Source organism: Streptomyces purpurascens, assembly GCF_045040895.1.
GTDB classification, from domain to species: Bacteria; Actinomycetota; Actinomycetes; order Streptomycetales; family Streptomycetaceae; genus Streptomyces; species Streptomyces purpurascens.
The window spans coordinates 8,344,457-8,361,691 of the sequence record NZ_CP108341.1 but is presented as its reverse complement, the minus strand read 5'-3'; the positions used below and the strand labels follow the sequence as shown (position 1 = coordinate 8,361,691).

The window sequence follows — 17,235 nt, the reverse complement described above, 5'->3', positions numbered from 1 at the left end:
GTCCGGGCAGCACGGCCGAGATTGGCGACAGACTCGGGCCCTTCCAACGGATCTCCCGAAACCGGCGGTGCCGCCGGTACTGCCGAATGATCTGAACCCATGCCGGGAATCAGGCCGCGACGAGCTCCGGCTCGCGGTCCGGAATTTGGGACTTGGGCTTCTTGTTCGGCAGCGAGAGCCGGAAGACCTTGCGCCACGCGGAGAACACCTGCTTGGGCAGCGGCCCGGTGACGTACTCCAGCTCGTACTTTTCGAACAACGCGCGCACCTTCACCGCGACCTCGGCGTACCGGTTGCTCGGCAGGTCCGGGAACAGGTGGTGCTCGATCTGGTGCGACAGATTGCCGGTCATGAAGTGCATGGCCTTGCTGCCGCTGATGTTCGCCGAGCCCATCATCTGGCGCAGGTACCACTGGCCGCGCGTCTCGCCCTTGATCGACCGGCGCTCGAAGACCTGCACGCCCTCGGGGAAGTGCCCACACATGATCACTGAGTGGGTCCAGAGGTTGCGGACCAGGTTCGCGGTGAACGTGGCGGCGAGCGTGGGGAGGAACGACGGGCCCGACAGCAGCGGGTGGATCACGTAGTCCTTGAGCACCTGCTTGCGGATCTTGCGGCCCACGGCCCTGGCCCGCGCGCGGAACTCCGGGTTCTTGCGGCGACGCTTGTGCAGGTTCTTGCCGAGCTCCAGGTCGTACGCTGCGATGCCGTACTCGAAGAAGCAGGCGTTGATGAAGTTCCACAGCGGCTGGCCGAGGTGGAACGGGTGCCACTTCTGGTCCTCGTCGACGCGCATGATGCCGTAGCCGAGGTCGTTGTCCTTGCCGATCACGTTGGTGTACGTGTGGTGCAGCTCGTTGTGCGAGTGCTTCCACTGGTCGGCCGGCGAGACGTGATCCCACTCCCAGGTGGTGGAGTGGATCTTCGGGTCCCGCATCCAGTCCCACTGGCCGTGCAGGATGTTGTGGCCGATCTCCATGTTGTCCATGATCTTCGCCACGGACAGACCGGCGGTGCCGATCAGCCACGCGGGCGGGAAGATCGAGAACAGCAGCACGCCCCTGCTGACCAGCTCGAGCTTGCGCTGTGCCGAGATGACCTTGCGGATGTAGGCGGCGTCCTTCTCACCGCGGTCCGCGATCACCTCGTCGCGGATCGCGTCCAGCTCGCGGCCGAGCTCCTCGATCTGCTCCGCGGTCAGGTGGGCGGTGGGGTCGATGGCGGTCAAGGTGCTCCTACCGTTCGATGTCGCAGGGGCCCGCCGCGGCGGACACGCAGGTCTGGATGAGAACGCCCGGCTCGGCCTCGGTGATCTCGCCGGTGCGCAGGTCTCGGACGGCGCCCGCCTTGAGCGGCGTGACGCAGCCGAAGCAGATGCCCATGCGGCAGCCGGACGGCATGAGCACGCCGGCCTCCTCGCCGACGTCCAGCAACGGCGTGGCGCCGTCCGCGTCGGCAGTCTTGCCGGTGGAGCTGAACGTGACCTCGCCACCATCACCGGTGGCGACGATGCTGGGGCGGAAGCGTTCGGTGTGCAGGCGCTCTCGGACGCCGTGTTCGGTCCAGTGCTCTTCGGCGGCGTCGAGCAGTCCCGCGGGCCCGCAAGCCCAGGTCTCTCGCTCGGCCCAGTCGGGCACGAGTTCGTCGAGACGGGCGATGTCGAGCATGCCGTCCGTGTCGGTGTGCAGCTCGGTGAGACGCAGTTTCTTGTCCGCGACCAGGTCGTGCAGATCGTCGCGGAAGATCACGTCGTGTGGCTGTGGCGCGGAGTGGACCATGACGACGTCGTCGAACTCGGTGTCGCGCAGCATGCCCATCACGGGCGTGATGCCGCTGCCGGCCGTCAGGTAGAGCACCTTGGCGGGTTTGGTCTCCGGCAGCACGAAGTCACCGGTCGCCTGGTCGAGCTGGATCAGCGTGCCCGGTTTCGCCCTGCGGACCAGGTGGTTGCTTACCTTGCCGTCCGGGATCGCCTTCACGGTGATCGTGACGCGGCCGTCCTGGCGGTTTGTCGGCGAGGTGAGCGAGTAGGCACGCCACAGGCGCACGCCGTCGACGTCGACCCCGATCCGCACGTACTGACCGGCTGTGTGGCCGCGCCAGCCTCGTCCCGGCCTGATCACGATGGTCGCGGCGTCACGTGTCTCGGGGTGCACGGCCTCGATGCGCCCACGCAGGTCTGCGCCCGCGCGCAGCGGGCTGACCAGGTCGAGGTAGTCCGACGGCAGCAGCGGCGTCGTGACCATCTCCAGTAGTTTCCACGCCCTGCTGCGGAGGGCTGTACTCGTCATGGCTCCAGCTTGCTGTGCCTCAGGGCGTAAAGTCCTGACCACAAGACGTAAATCTGGTCGACTAGATTGTTCGCAGGGAATAAAAAGTGAGCCATGTGATCCGGAGGGCCAGCGAACTGGCCTTGGATGAGACGACGGTCACCGTACTTCGGGCTGCGCTGAAGGCCACCGCCGACGAGGTCGTCCAAGCGATCATCGACGAGGTCCCTCCCTACGCCAACGCCCTCTCGGGCCACATGGGCGCCACCATCCGCCGCGCCGTCCGCACTGCCCTGGGGCACTACCTGGACCTCGCGAGCGGGAATGCCACCGGCGGCGACGGCGGTGACGCGGCCTACGAGCTGGGCCGCGGCGAGGTCCGCGACGGCCGTTCGATGGACGCCCTGCTCAGCGCCTACCGCGTCGGCGCCCGCGTGGCCTGGCGATGCCTCGCAGCGGGTGCCGTACCCGCAGGTCTGCCCGCCGCCGAGGTCGCCAAGTTCGCCGAGCTGACCTTCGCCTACATCGACGAGCTCTCCGCCGCGAGCGCCGCGGGCCACGCCGACGAACTTGCCGCCCGGGGCAGGGATCACGAGCGCCACCTGGAGCACCTGGCCCGCGACCTCCTCGCCGGCGCGAGCCCGGATGTGCTGCTGGCCTCTGCCCAACGGGCCGGGTGGCAGCCTCCGGTTTCGCTGACCGCGGTCCTGCTGCCCGCCGCCCAGGCCCGGCCTGCCTACCGCGCGCTCGACCCGAGCACCCTCTTCCTCGACGATCTGCCGGATGTCACCGGTGTGCTGCTCGTCCCCGATGCCGACCGATCACATCTCTTGCGGCAGCTGACCGACCGCACCGCCGTGGTCGGCCCGGCCCGGCCATGGACTCGTGCGTCCGCCTCGTACGAACGAGCCATACGCGCGCGCTCACTCTCCTCCGATATTCGCGACACCGAGAACCACCTGCCCGAGCTGATACTGAGCGCCGACGGGGACGCGTTCGCAGACCTGCGTGCCCGAGCCCTCGCTCCGTTGCAGACCTTGCCTGTCGCGACCGCACGGCGGCTGGAGGAGACGTTGCGGGCGTGGCTGCTGCACCAGGGCAGGCGGGAGGAGGTGGCGGCGGCGTTGTTCGTCCATCCCCAGACCGTCCGGTACCGGATGTCGCAGCTGCGGGAGCTGTTTCCGGATCTCGCATCGCCGCACCGGGTCCTCGAACTGACGCTGGCGGTCGGTCTTCGGGTCAGCTGACGCGTTCTTCGACGGTCCACGTCCGCGTCCGCGAGCGGTCCAGGAATCGTGCCTCGTCCTCGGCGCCATCAGCTGGCTCATGCGGCCCAGGGAAGAGCGGTATCAGCCAGCGCTGAGACTCGCGTGTGGATCGGTCCCCGGGGTGGACGCAAAGGGCGTGCCTTCCCGGGTGATCGATAACCAGCTCACCGAGTAGGCCCGCCTTGCAGCACGGGTCGGGAAGGGTGACACGCCCGTGCTCAGCGTAGTGAACGCCGACGGTTTGACCGAGTCCGGCTCCCTGATCGACGAGATCGTCCGTGAGGGCGCCCGCCGCATGCTCGCCGCGGCTCTGGAGGCCGAAGTCAACCAGTACATAGCCGAGTTGGCTGCGGAACGCGACGGGAGCGGGCGACGCTTGGTGGTGCGCAACGGCCGCCATCGGCCCCGCGCTGTGACCACCGCCGCCGGTGCCATCGAGGTGGCCGCGCCGCGGGTGAACGACCGCCGCGTCGACGCGGCCACCGGCGAGCGGAAGCGGTTCTCCTCCAAGATCCTCCCGCCGTCGTGCCGCAAGTCCCCGAAGGTCAGCGAGGTGCTGCCGCTGCTGTACCTGCACGGCCTGTCCAGTGGCGACTTCGTGCCCGCGCTGGAGCAGTTCCTCGGCTCGGCCGCCGGCCTGTCCGCGCCGACCGTCACTCGTCTGACCAAACAGTGGAGCGACGACCACGCCGCCTTCCAGCAGCGCGACCTGTCGGGCAGCGACTACGTGTACGTGTGGGCCGACGGCGTGCACCCCAAGGTCCGCCTCGGCCAGGCCCACTCGTGTGTTCTGGTGCTGATGGGCGTGCGCATCGACGGCACGAAGGAGCTAATCGCGCTGGCGGAGGGGCTGCGCGAGTCGACCGAGTCGTGGGCGGACCTGCTGCGCGACTGCCGGCGTCGCGGCATGCGCGACCCGGAGCTGGTCGTCGGCGACGGTGCGATGGAGCTGTGGCGGGCGCTGGTGGAGGTGTTCCCCGCCGCTCGGCATCAGCGCTGCCGGGTCCATAAGATCCGGAATGTCGTGAATGCTCTGCCGAAGTCCGCCCAGCCGGGAGCGAAGAGGGCGTCGCAGGAGATCTACAACGCGGAGGACCGCGAGCATGCCGAGAAGGCCGACTTCTCCACGGTCAAGCTCCGGACCAAGGTCACCCGCGGCGCGGGCAGCCCGGCCGCCGCGCTCGCCATGGTATTCAAGCTCGCCGAGTCCGCCCAGTCCCGCTGGCGCACGGTCACCGCGCCGCACCTGGTCGCCCTCGTCCACACTGGGGCCCGCTTCGAGAACGGCCGGCTCGTCGAGCGTCCCGAGGCCGCCGCCGCCTGATCATGAATGAACGAATCCCTTGACTTCCGCCGTTCTGGCAGGCGGGTGACCGTGCGGCGCGGCGGTGTCGGGGCTTGCTGTGGACCCGCCCGACTGTCTTCGTTCGTCAAGCGGCGCCTCGTCATGCCTCTGGGGCCCAGGCCGCGACCAGGTCGAGTAGGCCGGGGAAGCAGGCGTTGAGGTCGTCGACGCGTACGTGACTGCGGCGTTCGAGCCCGTACTGGCGCTGGCGCGTGACCCCCGCCTCTCGCAGCGCCTTGAAGTGGTGCGTGAGCGACGACTTGGGCCGGTCGAAGCCGAACCAGCCGCAGGAGTGGTCGAACTGCTCTGACTCCAGGAGGAGTTTGCGGACGATCGTCAGCCGCAAGGGGTCGCTGAGCGCCCCGAGAACGGTCTCCAGGCGCAACTCCTCGACCGTCGGCTCCGGCAGCGGTTCGGGTAGGCCGGGAGGGGCCGGGAGCACCTTGATGGCGGGTGCGGTGCCCGCAGTCGAAGACATGGGCAGGTCCTCACGACTCGATTCCTTAGTACGACTCCAATCGTACTGCATGCTAAGTTCGACTAAAGTCGTACTGCAGGAAGTCGGAGGGAACAGTCATGTCCGAGACCCGGAACGCGCCCGTCCAGGCCGTCGACGGAAGGCTGCGAAGTGGCACCGCGGAGCCCGGCGGAGGATCCGCCGCTCCGCGGGGGTGGGTATGGCTGGCCGCCTGGCCGGTCACGGCCGTCTTCGTCCTCTCGAACGCGGCAACACCGTTGTACGTGCTGTGGCAGCGAGACATCGGCTTCTCCAAGGGCACCCTGACCGTGGTGTTCGCGTTCTACATCCTCGGGCTCATCGGCTCGCTCCTGGTGTCCGGAGTGGTCTCCGACCGGCTCGGGCGCAAGCCCGTGCTGCTGCCCGCCCTGGTGCTCGCCTTGGCCGCCTGCCTGATCTTCGCGACCGCCACCACCGTGGCAGCGCTGATCGTGGCACGGCTGTTCACCGGAATCGCCGTCGGCGCCGTCGTCTCGGCCGGCATGGCCGCGGTGACCGACGTGGCTGGTCCCGAGCGCAAGCGGATCGCCGCCCTGCTCGCCTCCTGCGCGATGGTCTTCGGTGCCGGTCTCGGCCCGCTCCTGGCCGGGGTGCTCTCCGAGTCGCTGCCCGGGCCGACCGTCACCGTCTTCGTCGTCGAGGCCGTGCTGCTCCTCACCGCGATGCTTGCCGTGCTGCGCATGCCCCTCCGGCGTCCCGCGGCGCCCGCGAAGGGCGCCTGGGTGCGGGTGCCCGGCGTGCCGCACGGCAACGGCCGCCAACTCACCCTCGGCATCGCCGTGTTCGCGCCCGGCATCACGGCCACCTCCTTCGTGCTCTCACTTGGCCCCTCGCTCCTGACAGGCCTGCTCGGCACCACCAGCCGGATCGTCGCCGGGGCCATGGCCTTCGTCATGTTCCTCGCCGCCACCGGCGTGCAGTTCGCCGTGCAACGCCTCGACCGGCGGACCATCCTCACGGCCGGCGCGGTCAGCACCACGCTGAGCATGATCACGCTGATCGTCGCCGTGCACACCTCGTCGGTGCCGGTCCTCATCGCCTCCGCGCTGCTCGCCGGCGCCGGCCAGGGCATGGGCCAGCTCGGCGGCCTGTCGCTGCTCAACTCCAGCGTCCCGCCCCAGCGCCTCGCGGAGGCCAACGCCGCGCTCAACGTCGGCGGGTACGTCCCGGCGGGGCTACTGCCCGTGTCCGCCGGTTACCTCAGCGACGCCGTGGGCCTGACCAGCGGTGCCACGGTGTTCGGTGCCGTCCTCATGGGCCTCGCGGTCATCGGCGGCCTGGTTGTCCTCGCCAGTCGGCGCCAGGCGACGGAGCCAGCCTGACGGCCGCGAGCCACAGCAAGCCTCGACACCGCCGCTGATCACTAATGCCTGCCAGAACGTCGAAAGTCGAGCGAATCCACAACTCTTGACAATTGCTCCCTCCACAAGACGACAGGCCGAGCACCAAGTCCCCGTACCGGCCTGTGACTCGGTCACTCTCCCAGTCGGAATCCGTCCGGTGGCCACCCCAGCCTTACATCGGGCGTGCAACGCCCCCAGCCGCCCTCCCGCACGCGGTGGAGCCGCGGAAGGCAACACAGGGCGGCCAGTCACCCACCCGTCACCGACCAATCAGCTGTCTCCGCAGGTCAGCGGACCCTTCCCCGCGGTTTCAGAGGCGTGGCCGGCAGTTCCGGGGCCTGCAACGAGTCTCCGTCGTACCCCTTCACCTCCCCGAACCGTGTCCCTTCCATCCAGTCCCGCCGCGCCTGCTCGATCTCCTCCTGAGACCGTCCGATCCAGTTCCAGAACATGATCAACTCCTCCTCGAACGGCTCGCCGCCCAGGAGCATCAGAGCCGCGTCCGACTCCGCCCGCAGGGGCAGTTCGCGTCGGCCGCAGCCGAGGTAGAGCATCGAGCCGGGCAGGACCGGGACGCCGTCGACGTGGGCCTCGCCGGACATGGACAGGACGGCGTACTCGAAGTCCGGTTCCAGGGGGAGGCGTACGTCCGCGCCTCGGGTCAGGGACAGGTCGGCGCCCACGATCGGGGTGTACGCCGTGCCGGGCGAGGTCGCTCCGTCGAGGTCGCCGAGGATCAGCGTGGCCTTGACGCCGGGGGCCGTGACCACCGGCAGGTCGGCGTGGTGTTCGAAGCGCGGGTCGGTGTGGCGGTGGCCGTCCGGGAGGGCGACCCACAGTTGCGCGCCGTGCAGGAAACGGGCGTGCGAGCGAGGGCTCTCCTCGGAGTGGCTGATCGCCCGGCCGGAGGTCATCAGGCCCAGTTCACGCGGGCGGATCGTCTGGAGGCTGCCGGTGGAGTCGCGGTGCAGCACCTCCCCCTCGTGCAGCCAGCTCACCGTCTGCAGACCCATGTGGGGATGCGGCGGCACCTGCATACCGGGCTCGTCGGCGATGTCGTCGGGGCCGTAGTGGTCGACGAAGCACCAGGCCCCGACCATTCGGCGGCCGAGGTTGGGCAGCAGCCGACGGACCTCGCTGGACTCGCCCAGTTTGACGTGCCGAGGGCTGAGGAGTTCACGCACCGGCTCCGCCACCACGAAGCCCCGGCCACCGCACAGAGCGGGGGCCGGCTCGCGCTCAAGATTGCTCATGGCCACAACCTAGTCCGGCGGGAGGCCTTGCGTCAGTGCGTCCCTGCGCCACTGCGTCATCCGGGCGGCCATCCCCTTGGGCACCTTCTGAATATAGTAGCCATGTACATAGTAGCCATGTACTGTATCGACCATGAGCAATGGTTCCGAAGGCGCGACGCCCGGCTTCCTGGTGTGGCGGCTGTCGATGAAGTGGCGGGTGGCCGTCGACCGGGCCGTCGCCCCGCTGGGGCTGACCCATGCGCAGTACTCGCTCATGGCCTCGCTGTACGGCATGCGGCGGTCGGGCGAACGGCCCAGTCAGCGCCGCCTCGCCGACCACACCGGACTCGAGCCGCTCTACGTGTCGAAGCTCGCCCGCGCGCTGGAGGCCGCCGGCCTCCTGGAGCGCACCCGGGACCCTCGCGACCCGCGCGCGGTGCAGCTCGCGCTCACCGAGCAGGGGCGTGACGTCACCGCGCGGGCGATCACCGTCGTACACGGGCTGCTTCAACAGCTTCTGGAGCCGCTCGGCGGTCTCGACAGCGCGCGCACAAGGGAGTTCGCGCGCGACCTGTCGGCCTTGCTCGACGCACCTCTTGATCCCTTCAGCGAGAACGAGACGGAGCAGTCATGACCACCACCACACCCCTGGTCGGCCCCCGCGTCATCGCCCTGGCCCACTACGCCGGCCGGGCGATCCTCGAGAACGTACTGGCCCGGCACGGCGTCACCTTCCAGCAGTCCGCCACCCTCCGCCTCGCGGCCGTCGCCGAGGGCCCGGTCGGGCGCGAGCAGCTCGTCGACGGGGTCACCGGCGCACTGAAGATCGACGCGGCGGAGGCGCACGGCGTGATCGACGAGCTGATCGCCGCGCGGCTGCTGACCCCGGACGAGGTGCCGGGCGTACGGATCACGGATGCAGGGCGGGAGCTCTACGACAGGACCTCCGGCGAGACGGCGCCCCTCACCGCCCGGATCTACGACGGCATTCCGGCGGAGGACCTGGCCGTCGCCGGCCGGGTACTGAGCCTGATCACCGAGCGGGCCGATGCCGAGCTGGCGACCCTGGCCGAGTAGCGGGCCCGCCCAGGCCCACCGGGCCCGCCCAGGTAGTGGAATATTGAACCAACCGGCCTGGTTGTCGGCCTCGAAGGAGGCCCCGAGTGAACACGACCTACGACGCCACGTACTACGCCCATGGAACACCGGCGGAGCGCTGGGAGCGCGCGCAGTTGTTCTTCGACGCCAAGGACTACGCCGCCGCCGCGCGGGTCCTGGTCGGGCTGGTCGAGGCGGTGCCCGAGCAGACCGGGCCGCGGCTGCTGCTGGCGCGCTCCTACTACCACTCCGCCCAACTGTGGCGTGCGGAGACCGAGTTGCGGACCATCGTCGAGCGCGACCCCGTCGAGCACTATGCCCGGCTGATGCTCGGCCGTACGCTCCAGCGGCAGGGGCGGTACGAGGAGGCGGAGTCGCATCTGCGGATCGCCTCGGCGCTCGCGGGCGACTTCGAGCAGCGCTGACTGTCGGTGATACGACCGGTGCCCGGCTCCCCAGGGAGCCGGGCACCGGCGACAGAGGGCCGTCCGCTACCGCGCGGGCGTCCCGGCTCCGTACAACCGCCGCCCCCGCCGGTAGGCGATCTCACCCAGCAGGATGTCGACGGCGAGGAAGGCCGCCAACGGGATTCCGAACAGCGGCAGGAAGTAGCCGAGCACGGCGACCCCGGCCAGCAGCGGGACCAGGATCTGGGGCGGTACCTGCTGCCAGGCGCCGCGCGGAATCGGCCGGCCGAAGGCGGAGCCGCGGCCGCGCTGCCACCACATGCGGTAGCCCCACACGATCAGCAGGATCAGCGAGAGCGTGAGCAGCATCAGGACGATCTGGTTGGCCAGGCCGAACAGGATGCCGGTGTGCAGGTCGATGCCCCACCGGGTGAGCTTCGCGAGCACGGGGTAGTCGGCGAACCGCAGCACGTCCACGACCTCGCCGCCGGCCGGGTCGATCGCGACGGAGTCCTGCTTCTCGGGCCAGCTGCGCTGTACCTGCTTGACGACGTACGCCGAGGTCGCGTCGGCCGGCGGCACGATCTCCACCGGGTCGCCGAGGCCCTCGGCCCGCGCCGCCGCCAGGACCTTGTCCAGGCCCACGCCGTGCGCGGCGTCTCCCGACTGCCCGGACGCGGAGCCGTGGCCGGCGTGTTCGCCGCCCGCCGCCGCCGACACCGACGGGGTGGCGTGGCCCAGCGAGGTGCGCAGCTCGTCGATGTTGGCCCCGGCGTAGGCCGACCAGGTGAGACCGGTCGCCGAGAGGAAGAAGAACCCGGCCGCCGCCCATACGCCGACGCTGCCGTGCAGTCCGAGCGTGCGGCGCCGTCCGTTCGTCCCCCGCACCTTGCGCAGGGCCCGGCGGCGGGAGAACCACAGCACCAGTCCGCCGGCCGAGATCACCCACAGCCAGCTGGCCGCCAGTTCGCTGTAGAGCCGCCCTGTTTCGCCCAGGTGCAGGTCCCGGTGGAACTCGTCGATCCAGGTGCGCAGCGGCAGCGCGCCGGTCGAGCCGTACTGTTCGAGGGAGCCGCGCACGTTCGCGGTGTAGGGGTCGACGAACACGGCGAGCGCGTGGCCCTCGTCGACGCCCGGGACGCCGGACAGCATGACCCTGGTCGTCGCGTCCGCCTCGGGTGAGGGACGTACGGCCGAGATGGTGCCCTCGGGGTGGGCCTTGCGGGCGGCGGCCACCTGCTCGCTGATCGGCAGCTTCCGCTCGCCGACGGGGACGGTCAGTTCGTGGTCGTACACGATCTTCTCGGCCTGGAAGGAGGCGGCGTACAGCAGGCCGGTGACGGCGGCGACGAGGAGGAACGGCGCCACCAGTACCCCGGCGTAGAAGTGCAGGCGAAGGACCAGCGGGCGCAAGGGGGCCCAGCTGCTCTTCGACGGTGCCGGGGTGGCTGGTTGCGGGGCCTCGTCCGTGGTGGTCGAGGGAGCGGTGGTCATCGGCGGGCTTCTCCGGGGGACGTCTTCTTGGCCGTTGCGGTGGTCGTCGTTCGCGGGACGGTGGTGGTGTTGCGGTGCAGTAGTCGGAGCGGAGGGGCGTTCAGTTCCCGACGAGTGTGTGTGACGTGCGTCACGCGAGCGGGGAGGGTGCCGTGTCATCCTGACGCGATGGGAACTCCGAGCGATCGCGTACCGCTGGCCGAGCGGGTCGAGGAACTCCTCGCGGACGGCGTCCCGTTGACCATCGTCGCGGCCGGGGATCCCGTGCTGCGGCGGGGTACCGAGCCGTACGACGGTCAGCTGGAGCCCGCGCTGCTGGCCCGGTTCGTCGAGGCCCTGCGGGTCACCATGCGCGCGGCGCCGGGGGTCGGTCTGGCGGCGCCCCAGGTCGGTGTGCCGCTCAGGATCGCGGTGATCGAGGACCCTGCTCCGGTGCCGGAGGAGGTGGCTCTCGCGCGCGGGCGGGTGCCGCAGCCCTTCCGGGTGCTGGTCAATCCCGCCTACGAGCCCGTCGGCGGCACGCGGGCCGCGTTCTTCGAGGGCTGTCTGAGCGTGCCGGGCTGGCAGGCGGTGGTGGCGCGGCACGCCGAGGTGCGGCTGACCGGGCAGGACGAGCACGGGCGCGCGCTGGACGAGGTGTTCTCCGGCTGGCCCGCACGGATCGTGCAGCACGAGACGGACCACCTCGACGGCGTCCTGTATCTGGACCGGGCCGAGCCGCGTTCACTGTCGTCCAACCTGGCCATGGCGGAGCGCTGGGCTCAGCCGACGCCGGAGGAGGCCGCGCGGGCACTCGGCTTCGAGCTGCCGTAGGGCGCAGAAAACCTCAGGCGCCCCGTCAGGCGCCTCAGCTACCGTGACGCCCATGTCCACGCCCCGAATTTCCTAGCCGAGGACCCGCTTCCACGCCACCCGTGTGTCCTCTTGCTTATTCGGAATTCTTGTTCGGAATTCTCGTTCGGAGCGTTTTCTCATGATCACCGTTCGTGACGTCGACGTGCGCGTGGGCGCGCGTCTGCTGCTGTCCGGCGTCTCCCTCCACGTCTCCCCCGGCGACCGCGTCGGCCTGGTCGGCCGCAACGGCGCGGGAAAGACCACCCTGTTGCACACCTTGGCGGGCGCCCTGCGGCCCGCCGCCGGTACCGTCGCCCGCACCGGCGACGTCGGCCATCTCCCGCAGGACTCCCGCGCGGCCGACCAGTCGGTCACCGTCACCGACCGGATCCTGTCCGCGCGCGGCCTGGACCGCGCCGTACGGGCGCTGCGCCGAGCCGAGGCCGCGATGGCCGACGGTACGGAGCGGTCGATGAACGCCTATGTGCGGGCCGAGGCCGAGTTCCAGGCGCGCGGCGGCTACGCGGCCGAGGCGGAGTCCGCCCGGGTGGCCGCCGGGGTCGGGCTGCCGGCGGGCCTGATGGACCGGCCGCTCGGCGCCCTTTCGGGCGGTCAGCGCCGGCGCGTGGAGCTGGCCCGCATTCTGTTCGCCGGGCACGGCACCCTGCTGCTGGACGAGCCGACGAACCACCTGGACGCGCACTCGATCACCTGGCTGCGCGCCTTCCTGGCGAGCCATCAGGGCGGTCTTGTGATGATCAGCCACGACACGTCCCTGCTGGCCGGCACCGTGAACCGGGTGTTCCACCTGGACCCGGGGCGGGCCGCGCTGGACATCCACAACACCGGCTGGGACGCCTATCTCGCCCAGCGGGACGCCGACGAGCGGCGACGGGCGCGCGAGCGGGCGAACGCCGAGCGCAAGGCGGCGTCGTTGCACGCCCAGGCCGACCGGATGCGGGCCCGGGTGGCGACCGCGGTGGCCGCCCGGAACATGGCCCGCCGGGCCGACCGTATGCTCGCCGACCTCGAACCGGCCCGGCGCGCCGAGAGGACGGCCAGGATCCGGCTGCCGGAGCCGGCGCCCTGCGGCCGGATCCCGCTCGGCGCCGTGAGCCTGACCAGGTCGTACGGCGGGCAGCACGTCCTGCGGGGCGTGGATCTGGCCGTCGACCGGGGCAGCCGCCTGGTCGTACTCGGCCCCAACGGCGCGGGAAAGACGACCCTGTTGCGCATCCTCGCGGGTCAGGACACACCCGACAGCGGCCGGGTGGTCCACGGGCACGGGCTGCGGCTCGGCTACTTCGCCCAGGAACACGACACACTGGACCCGGAACTGACGGTGCGTGAGCACCTGGCCGGTGCCGCGCCGCACCTCACCGACGGCGAGGTCCGCCAGGTCCTGGGCGCGTTCCTGTTCACCGGCGACGACACCGGCAAGCGCGTCGGCGTCCTCTCCGGCGGCGAGAAGACCCGGCTCGCCCTCGCCGGCCTCGTGCACTCGGGCGCCAACGTCCTGCTCCTCGACGAGCCCACCAACAACCTCGACCCGGCCTCCCGCGCCGAGGTCCTGGCCGCGGTGGGCACCTACCCCGGCGCGATCGTCATGGTCACCCACGACGAGGGCGCGGTGGACGCGCTGCGGCCGGACCGGGTACTGCTGCTGCCCGAGGCTGAGGAGGACCTGTGGAGCGACGACTACCGGGAGTTGGTGGTGGCCGCGCACGCGTGACCCCGGCCGGTCAGGCGTCCCGGTACGCCTCCAGCAGCCGGAGCCACACCTCGCTGATCGTCGGGTAGGACGGGACCGCGTGCCACAGGCGGCTGACCGGGACCTCGCCGGCTACGGCGATCGTCGCGGAGTGGATGAGTTCGCCCACGCCCGGGCCCACGAGGGTCACCCCGCGGAGGATCTCGGCCTCGACGTCGACGACCATGCGGGCGCGGCCCTTGTAGCCGTCGGCGTACAGGCCGGCGCCGGCGACGGTGGAGAGGTCCACGTCGACGGACTTCACGCGGTGCCCTGCCTGCTCGGCCTCGGCCAGGGACAGGCCCACCGCCGCCGCCTCCGGGTCGGTGAAGACGACCTGGGGGACGGCGGCGTGGTCGGCGGTCGCGGTGTGGGCGCCCCAGGGCTGGGCGAGGAGGGATTCTCCCGTGGCCCGCGCGGCGATGGCGGCGCCCGCGATACGCGCCTGGTACTTGCCCTGGTGGGTGAGCAGGGCGCGCTGGTTGACGTCGCCGACCGCGTAGAGCCAGTCGTGGCCGGTGACGCGGAGGCTGTCGTCGACCGGCAGCCAGGAGCCGGGGTCGAGGCCGATCGTCTCCAGGCCGATGTCGTCGGTGCGTGGCGCGCGGCCGATGGCGAAGAGGATCTCGTCGGCCTCGACGCGGTCGCCCGTGTCGGTGACGGCCACGACGGTGCCGCCCTCGCGGGTCACCGACTCGACCGACGTGCCGGTGCGGACGTCCGTGCCGGCCTCGGTGAGCGCCTCGGCGATCAGTTCCCCGGCGAAGGGCTCCATCCGGGGAAGCAGGCCCTTGCCGCGGACCAGCATGGTGACCTGGGAGCCGAGGGCCTGCCAGACCGTGGCCATCTCGGTGGCGACCACGCCGCCGCCGACCACGATCAGCCGGCCGGGCACGCTCGGGGAGCTGGTGGCCTCCCGGCTGGTCCACGGCCGGACCTCGTCGAGCCCGGGCAGCTCGGGCAGGGACGCGCGGCTGCCGGTGCAGACGGCGACGGCGTGCCGGGCGGTCAGGACGTGCTCGGCGCCGTCGGGGCCGGTGGCCGTGAGCGTACGGGGGCCGGTGAGCCGTCCGTGGCCTCGGTACAGGTCGGCGCCGATGGAGTCGAGCCAGCCGACCTGGCCGTCGTCCTTCCAGTGGGAGGTGTAGTAGTCCCGGTGGGCGAGGACCGCGGAGGCGTCGAGGGGGCCCTGCGCCGACTGGCTCAGGCCGGGTACGCGGCGGGCGTCCGCCCGGGCGATGACCGGCCGCAGCAGGGCCTTGCTGGGCATGCACGCCCAGTACGAGCACTCGCCGCCGACCAGTTCGCTCTCCACGACCGCGGTGGTCAGACCGGCCGCGCGGGCGCGGTCTGCGACGTTCTCCCCCACGGGCCCGGCCCCGAGCACCACGACGTCGTACGCGTTGGTTTCCGTTTCCGTCATGGGGTCAGTCTGGTGGGTGGTGTGCGCCCTGGCCACACGGGTAGGGGCGCGGAATACCTACCAGGTCGGCCGTGTTGTGCCGACGGTTTGCCCCCACACCAGGAAGAGGGATTTACACCATGAGCAGCACCGTGGAGCTCACCAAGGAGAACTTCGACCAGACGGTCACGGACAACGAGTTCGTTTTGATCGACTTCTGGGCGTCCTGGTGCGGGCCGTGCAAGCAGTTCGCCCCGGTCTACGAGAAGGCGGCGGAGGAGAACCCGGACCTGGTGTTCGGCAAGGTGGACACCGAGGCGCAGCCGGAGCTGGCCGCGGCCTTCGGTATCCAGTCGATTCCCACGCTGATGATCGTCCGCGACCAGGTCGCCGTGTTCGCCCAGCCGGGTGCCCTGCCCGAGGCCGCCCTGACCGACGTCATCGGCCAGGCCAGGGGCCTGGACATGGACGAGGTCCGCAAGGCCGTCGCCGAGCAGCAGGCCCAGCAGCCGCAGGGGAGCGAGTAAGCCGCCCGGGGCGGGCCGGCCGCCCCCGAGCGACCACCCCGGGCCTGGCCCGGCCGGGCCTGCCGGCCGGGCCGGGCCGGGCCCTGCGTCGTGTCCGGCCTAGAAGGGGTACGGGGCCACGTCTCCGCGTACCGTCGTCCAGCGCAGTTCGGTGAAGGCCTCCAGATTGGCCTCGCCGCCGAAGCGGGCGCCGGTGCCGGAGGCGGCCACCCCGCCGAACGGCGCCACGGCCTCGTCGTTCACGGTCTGGTCGTTGATGTGGACGATGCCGGTCGGTATGCGGTCGGCGAGGTCCAGGCCGCGGGCCGGGTCCCGGGTGACGATGCCCAGGGAGAGGCCGTACGGGCTCTGCGCGGCCAGGGCCGCCGCCTCGTCGGCGGTGGTGAAGGAGCGCACGGGCGCCACCGGGCCGAAGACCTCCTCCGTGTACGCCGGGGTGTGGTCGTCGACATGCGCGAGGACCGTGGGCCGGTAGAAGAGCCGGTCGTGCGTGCCACCCGCCGCGATCTTGGCGCCCGCCGCCCTGCTGGACTCGACCAGGCCGCTGATCTTGGAGAGCTGGCCGGAGTCGATGATGGGGCCCAGGTGGACGTGGTCACGGTGCGGGTCGCCGACGGCGAGGGAGTCCGCCTTGGCGGCCAGTCGCTCGACGTACTCGTCGTACAGGGACGCGTGCACCAGGTGGCGTCCGGTCGTCATGCAGATCTGGCCCTGGTGGAAGAACGAACCCCAGGCGGCGGTGGAGATCACCGCGTCGAGGTCGGCGTCCTCCAGCACGATCATGGCCGAGTTGCCGCCCAGTTCCAGGTGGGCCCGCTTGAGGTGACGGCCGGCGGCCTCGCCGACGGCCCGTCCCGCGGCGGTGGAGCCCGTGAAGGAGATGACCGGCACACGCGGGTCGGAGACCAGGGCCTGTCCGGCGTCCGGGCCGCCGGGGAGCACGTGCAGCAGGTCCTGCGGCAGGCCCGCGGCGGCGAGGACCGCCGCGAGGGACAGTCCTCCGCAGACGGCGGTGCGCGGGTCCGGCTTCAGGAGAACCGCGTTGCCCAGGGCCAGGGCCGGTGCGACGGAGCGGATGGACAGGATCAGCGGGGCGTTGAACGGTGAGATGACGCCCACCACCCCGGCCGGGACGCGGCGCGTGTACGACAGGCGCGGCGCCTCGCTGGGCAGGACCTGGCCGGCCGGGCGGGAGGCGAGCGCGGCGGCCTCGTAGCACTCCTGGGCGGCGACGTGCAGTTCGAAGTCGGCCTTGCCGGGGACGGAACCGGACTCGCGGACGATCCATTCGCGCAGTTCGGCGGCGTGCGCGGTGAACAGGTCGCCCGCCTTGCGGAGTACGGCGGCGCGGGCGAAGTGCGGGGCGCGGGCCCACTCGCGCTGGGCGGCGGCCGCGCGCCCGGCGGCGGCGCCGACGTCCTCGGGGGTGGCGAGGGCGAGGGCGCCGAGGGCTTGGCCGGTGGCGGGCTCGGTGACGGTGTACCCGGGCCCGGCCAGGGCGCGGGGCTGCCAGGTCCTGGTGTCGAGCAGCGGCATGACGGCTCTCCGATCGATCGGTCACCGGCGTGCGGGGTGGGTGAACTCCCGCTGGAACGTGGCCGGTTCGGCGGTCACAAGGGCGGGGCGCGGCGATCCCGGGCAGCCGTGTGGGCTGCGGCCGCGTTCGCACGCGCCCCCATTTTGTTGATGATGCAACATCCTAGTCATGCGCTGGGCGATGACCGGCGCGCCGCCTGCCGGCCGGA

At 71.3% G+C, this 17,235-nt stretch carries 16 protein-coding genes; 9 read left to right on the top strand and 7 right to left on the bottom strand.

The window, feature by feature from the left end; translation table 11 throughout:
• Window positions 1-109: 109 nt before the first annotated feature.
• Window positions 110-1,228, bottom strand: coding sequence for an acyl-CoA desaturase (locus OHU35_RS37960; protein ID WP_189722201.1), 1,119 nt, complete (start codon window positions 1,226-1,228; stop codon window positions 110-112).
• 7 nt (window positions 1,229-1,235) lie between these two features.
• On the bottom strand, window positions 1,236-2,291 hold the full coding sequence (locus OHU35_RS37955) for a ferredoxin reductase (protein ID WP_359890123.1): 1,056 nt from the start codon (window positions 2,289-2,291) through the stop codon (window positions 1,236-1,238).
• An 86-nt stretch (window positions 2,292-2,377) separates the two neighbouring features.
• Here OHU35_RS37955 and OHU35_RS37950 point away from each other — a divergent pair, with 86 nt between their 5' ends.
• A complete protein-coding gene (locus tag OHU35_RS37950) occupies window positions 2,378-3,517 on the top strand; it encodes a CdaR family transcriptional regulator (protein WP_189722206.1) in 1,140 nt (379 codons plus the stop codon).
• 235 nt (window positions 3,518-3,752) lie between these two features.
• The gene (locus tag OHU35_RS37945) at window positions 3,753-4,862 is read left to right on the top strand and encodes an IS256 family transposase (RefSeq protein ID WP_405508546.1); all 1,110 of its coding nucleotides are present in this window, start codon (window positions 3,753-3,755) and stop codon (window positions 4,860-4,862) included.
• A gap of 121 nt (window positions 4,863-4,983) precedes the next feature.
• Here the strand turns inward: OHU35_RS37945 and OHU35_RS37940 are convergent, their stop codons facing one another.
• Window positions 4,984-5,361, bottom strand: a complete 378-nt coding sequence (locus OHU35_RS37940; RefSeq protein WP_307036818.1) for a helix-turn-helix transcriptional regulator — start codon at window positions 5,359-5,361, stop codon at window positions 4,984-4,986.
• A 98-nt stretch (window positions 5,362-5,459) separates the two neighbouring features.
• On the opposite strand from OHU35_RS37940, the gene OHU35_RS37935 reads away from it, so the two are divergent.
• Window positions 5,460-6,722: an MFS transporter gene (locus tag OHU35_RS37935; RefSeq protein ID WP_405508544.1), complete on the top strand. Its 1,263-nt coding sequence runs from the start codon at window positions 5,460-5,462 to the stop codon at window positions 6,720-6,722.
• Between the two features lie 308 nt (window positions 6,723-7,030).
• Here OHU35_RS37935 and OHU35_RS37930 read toward each other — a convergent pair whose 3' ends face one another.
• Window positions 7,031-7,996, bottom strand: coding sequence for a pirin family protein (locus tag OHU35_RS37930; protein ID WP_359890116.1), 966 nt, complete (start codon window positions 7,994-7,996; stop codon window positions 7,031-7,033).
• A gap of 133 nt (window positions 7,997-8,129) precedes the next feature.
• On the opposite strand from OHU35_RS37930, the gene OHU35_RS37925 reads away from it, so the two are divergent.
• From OHU35_RS37925 to OHU35_RS37915, 3 genes are all read left to right on the top strand, one after another.
• On the top strand, window positions 8,130-8,612 hold the full coding sequence (locus OHU35_RS37925) for a MarR family winged helix-turn-helix transcriptional regulator (RefSeq protein ID WP_189722396.1): 483 nt from the start codon (window positions 8,130-8,132) through the stop codon (window positions 8,610-8,612).
• Window positions 8,609-9,055 (top strand): MarR family transcriptional regulator, encoded by a 447-nt coding sequence (locus OHU35_RS37920; RefSeq protein WP_405508541.1) that lies wholly within the window; start codon window positions 8,609-8,611, stop codon window positions 9,053-9,055. Before OHU35_RS37925 ends, OHU35_RS37920 begins: the two co-directional genes overlap by 4 nt.
• Before the next feature lie 86 nt (window positions 9,056-9,141).
• Window positions 9,142-9,501: a tetratricopeptide repeat protein gene (locus tag OHU35_RS37915; RefSeq protein ID WP_405508540.1), complete on the top strand. Its 360-nt coding sequence runs from the start codon at window positions 9,142-9,144 to the stop codon at window positions 9,499-9,501.
• A 66-nt stretch (window positions 9,502-9,567) separates the two neighbouring features.
• Here OHU35_RS37915 and OHU35_RS37910 read toward each other — a convergent pair whose 3' ends face one another.
• Window positions 9,568-10,977 (bottom strand): PepSY domain-containing protein, encoded by a 1,410-nt coding sequence (locus tag OHU35_RS37910; RefSeq protein WP_359890112.1) that lies wholly within the window; start codon window positions 10,975-10,977, stop codon window positions 9,568-9,570.
• A 168-nt stretch (window positions 10,978-11,145) separates the two neighbouring features.
• Here OHU35_RS37910 and OHU35_RS37905 point away from each other — a divergent pair, with 168 nt between their 5' ends.
• Together OHU35_RS37905 and OHU35_RS37900 are read left to right on the top strand one after the other, a co-directional pair.
• Window positions 11,146-11,790 (top strand): peptide deformylase, encoded by a 645-nt coding sequence (locus OHU35_RS37905; protein WP_359890110.1) that lies wholly within the window; start codon window positions 11,146-11,148, stop codon window positions 11,788-11,790.
• A gap of 160 nt (window positions 11,791-11,950) precedes the next feature.
• A complete protein-coding gene (locus OHU35_RS37900) occupies window positions 11,951-13,543 on the top strand; it encodes an ABC-F family ATP-binding cassette domain-containing protein (protein WP_405508537.1) in 1,593 nt (530 codons plus the stop codon).
• A 10-nt stretch (window positions 13,544-13,553) separates the two neighbouring features.
• Here the strand turns inward: OHU35_RS37900 and OHU35_RS37895 are convergent, their stop codons facing one another.
• Window positions 13,554-14,984, bottom strand: a complete 1,431-nt coding sequence (locus tag OHU35_RS37895; RefSeq protein ID WP_405508536.1) for a dihydrolipoyl dehydrogenase family protein — start codon at window positions 14,982-14,984, stop codon at window positions 13,554-13,556.
• A 119-nt stretch (window positions 14,985-15,103) separates the two neighbouring features.
• Here OHU35_RS37895 and trxA point away from each other — a divergent pair, with 119 nt between their 5' ends.
• Window positions 15,104-15,490: a thioredoxin gene (gene trxA, locus OHU35_RS37890; RefSeq protein WP_184587485.1), complete on the top strand. Its 387-nt coding sequence runs from the start codon at window positions 15,104-15,106 to the stop codon at window positions 15,488-15,490.
• Window positions 15,491-15,589: 99 nt separating this feature from the next.
• Here the strand turns inward: trxA and OHU35_RS37885 are convergent, their stop codons facing one another.
• A complete protein-coding gene (locus tag OHU35_RS37885; RefSeq protein ID WP_189722403.1) occupies window positions 15,590-17,026 on the bottom strand; it encodes an aldehyde dehydrogenase family protein in 1,437 nt (478 codons plus the stop codon).
• Between the last annotated feature and the right edge of the window lie 209 nt (window positions 17,027-17,235).

Excerpts from the sequence above, each read along its gene's own strand:
- OHU35_RS37895 (WP_405508536.1), bottom strand. The coding sequence starts at position 14,984 with ATGACGGAAACGGAAACCAACGCGTACGACGTCGTGGTGCTCGGGGCC.
- OHU35_RS37930 (WP_359890116.1), bottom strand. The coding sequence starts at position 7,996 with ATGAGCAATCTTGAGCGCGAGCCGGCCCCCGCTCTGTGCGGTGGCCGG.
- OHU35_RS37900 (WP_405508537.1), top strand. The coding sequence starts at position 11,951 with ATGATCACCGTTCGTGACGTCGACGTGCGCGTGGGCGCGCGTCTGCTG.
- OHU35_RS37910 (WP_359890112.1), bottom strand. The coding sequence starts at position 10,977 with ATGACCACCGCTCCCTCGACCACCACGGACGAGGCCCCGCAACCAGCC.
- OHU35_RS37920 (WP_405508541.1), top strand. The coding sequence starts at position 8,609 with ATGACCACCACCACACCCCTGGTCGGCCCCCGCGTCATCGCCCTGGCC.
- OHU35_RS37955 (WP_359890123.1), bottom strand. The coding sequence starts at position 2,291 with ATGACGAGTACAGCCCTCCGCAGCAGGGCGTGGAAACTACTGGAGATG.
- OHU35_RS37940 (WP_307036818.1), bottom strand. The coding sequence starts at position 5,361 with ATGTCTTCGACTGCGGGCACCGCACCCGCCATCAAGGTGCTCCCGGCC.
- OHU35_RS37885 (WP_189722403.1), bottom strand. The coding sequence starts at position 17,026 with ATGCCGCTGCTCGACACCAGGACCTGGCAGCCCCGCGCCCTGGCCGGG.
- OHU35_RS37925 (WP_189722396.1), top strand. The coding sequence starts at position 8,130 with ATGAGCAATGGTTCCGAAGGCGCGACGCCCGGCTTCCTGGTGTGGCGG.
- OHU35_RS37905 (WP_359890110.1), top strand. The coding sequence starts at position 11,146 with ATGGGAACTCCGAGCGATCGCGTACCGCTGGCCGAGCGGGTCGAGGAA.
- OHU35_RS37935 (WP_405508544.1), top strand. The coding sequence starts at position 5,460 with ATGTCCGAGACCCGGAACGCGCCCGTCCAGGCCGTCGACGGAAGGCTG.
- trxA (WP_184587485.1), top strand. The coding sequence starts at position 15,104 with ATGAGCAGCACCGTGGAGCTCACCAAGGAGAACTTCGACCAGACGGTC.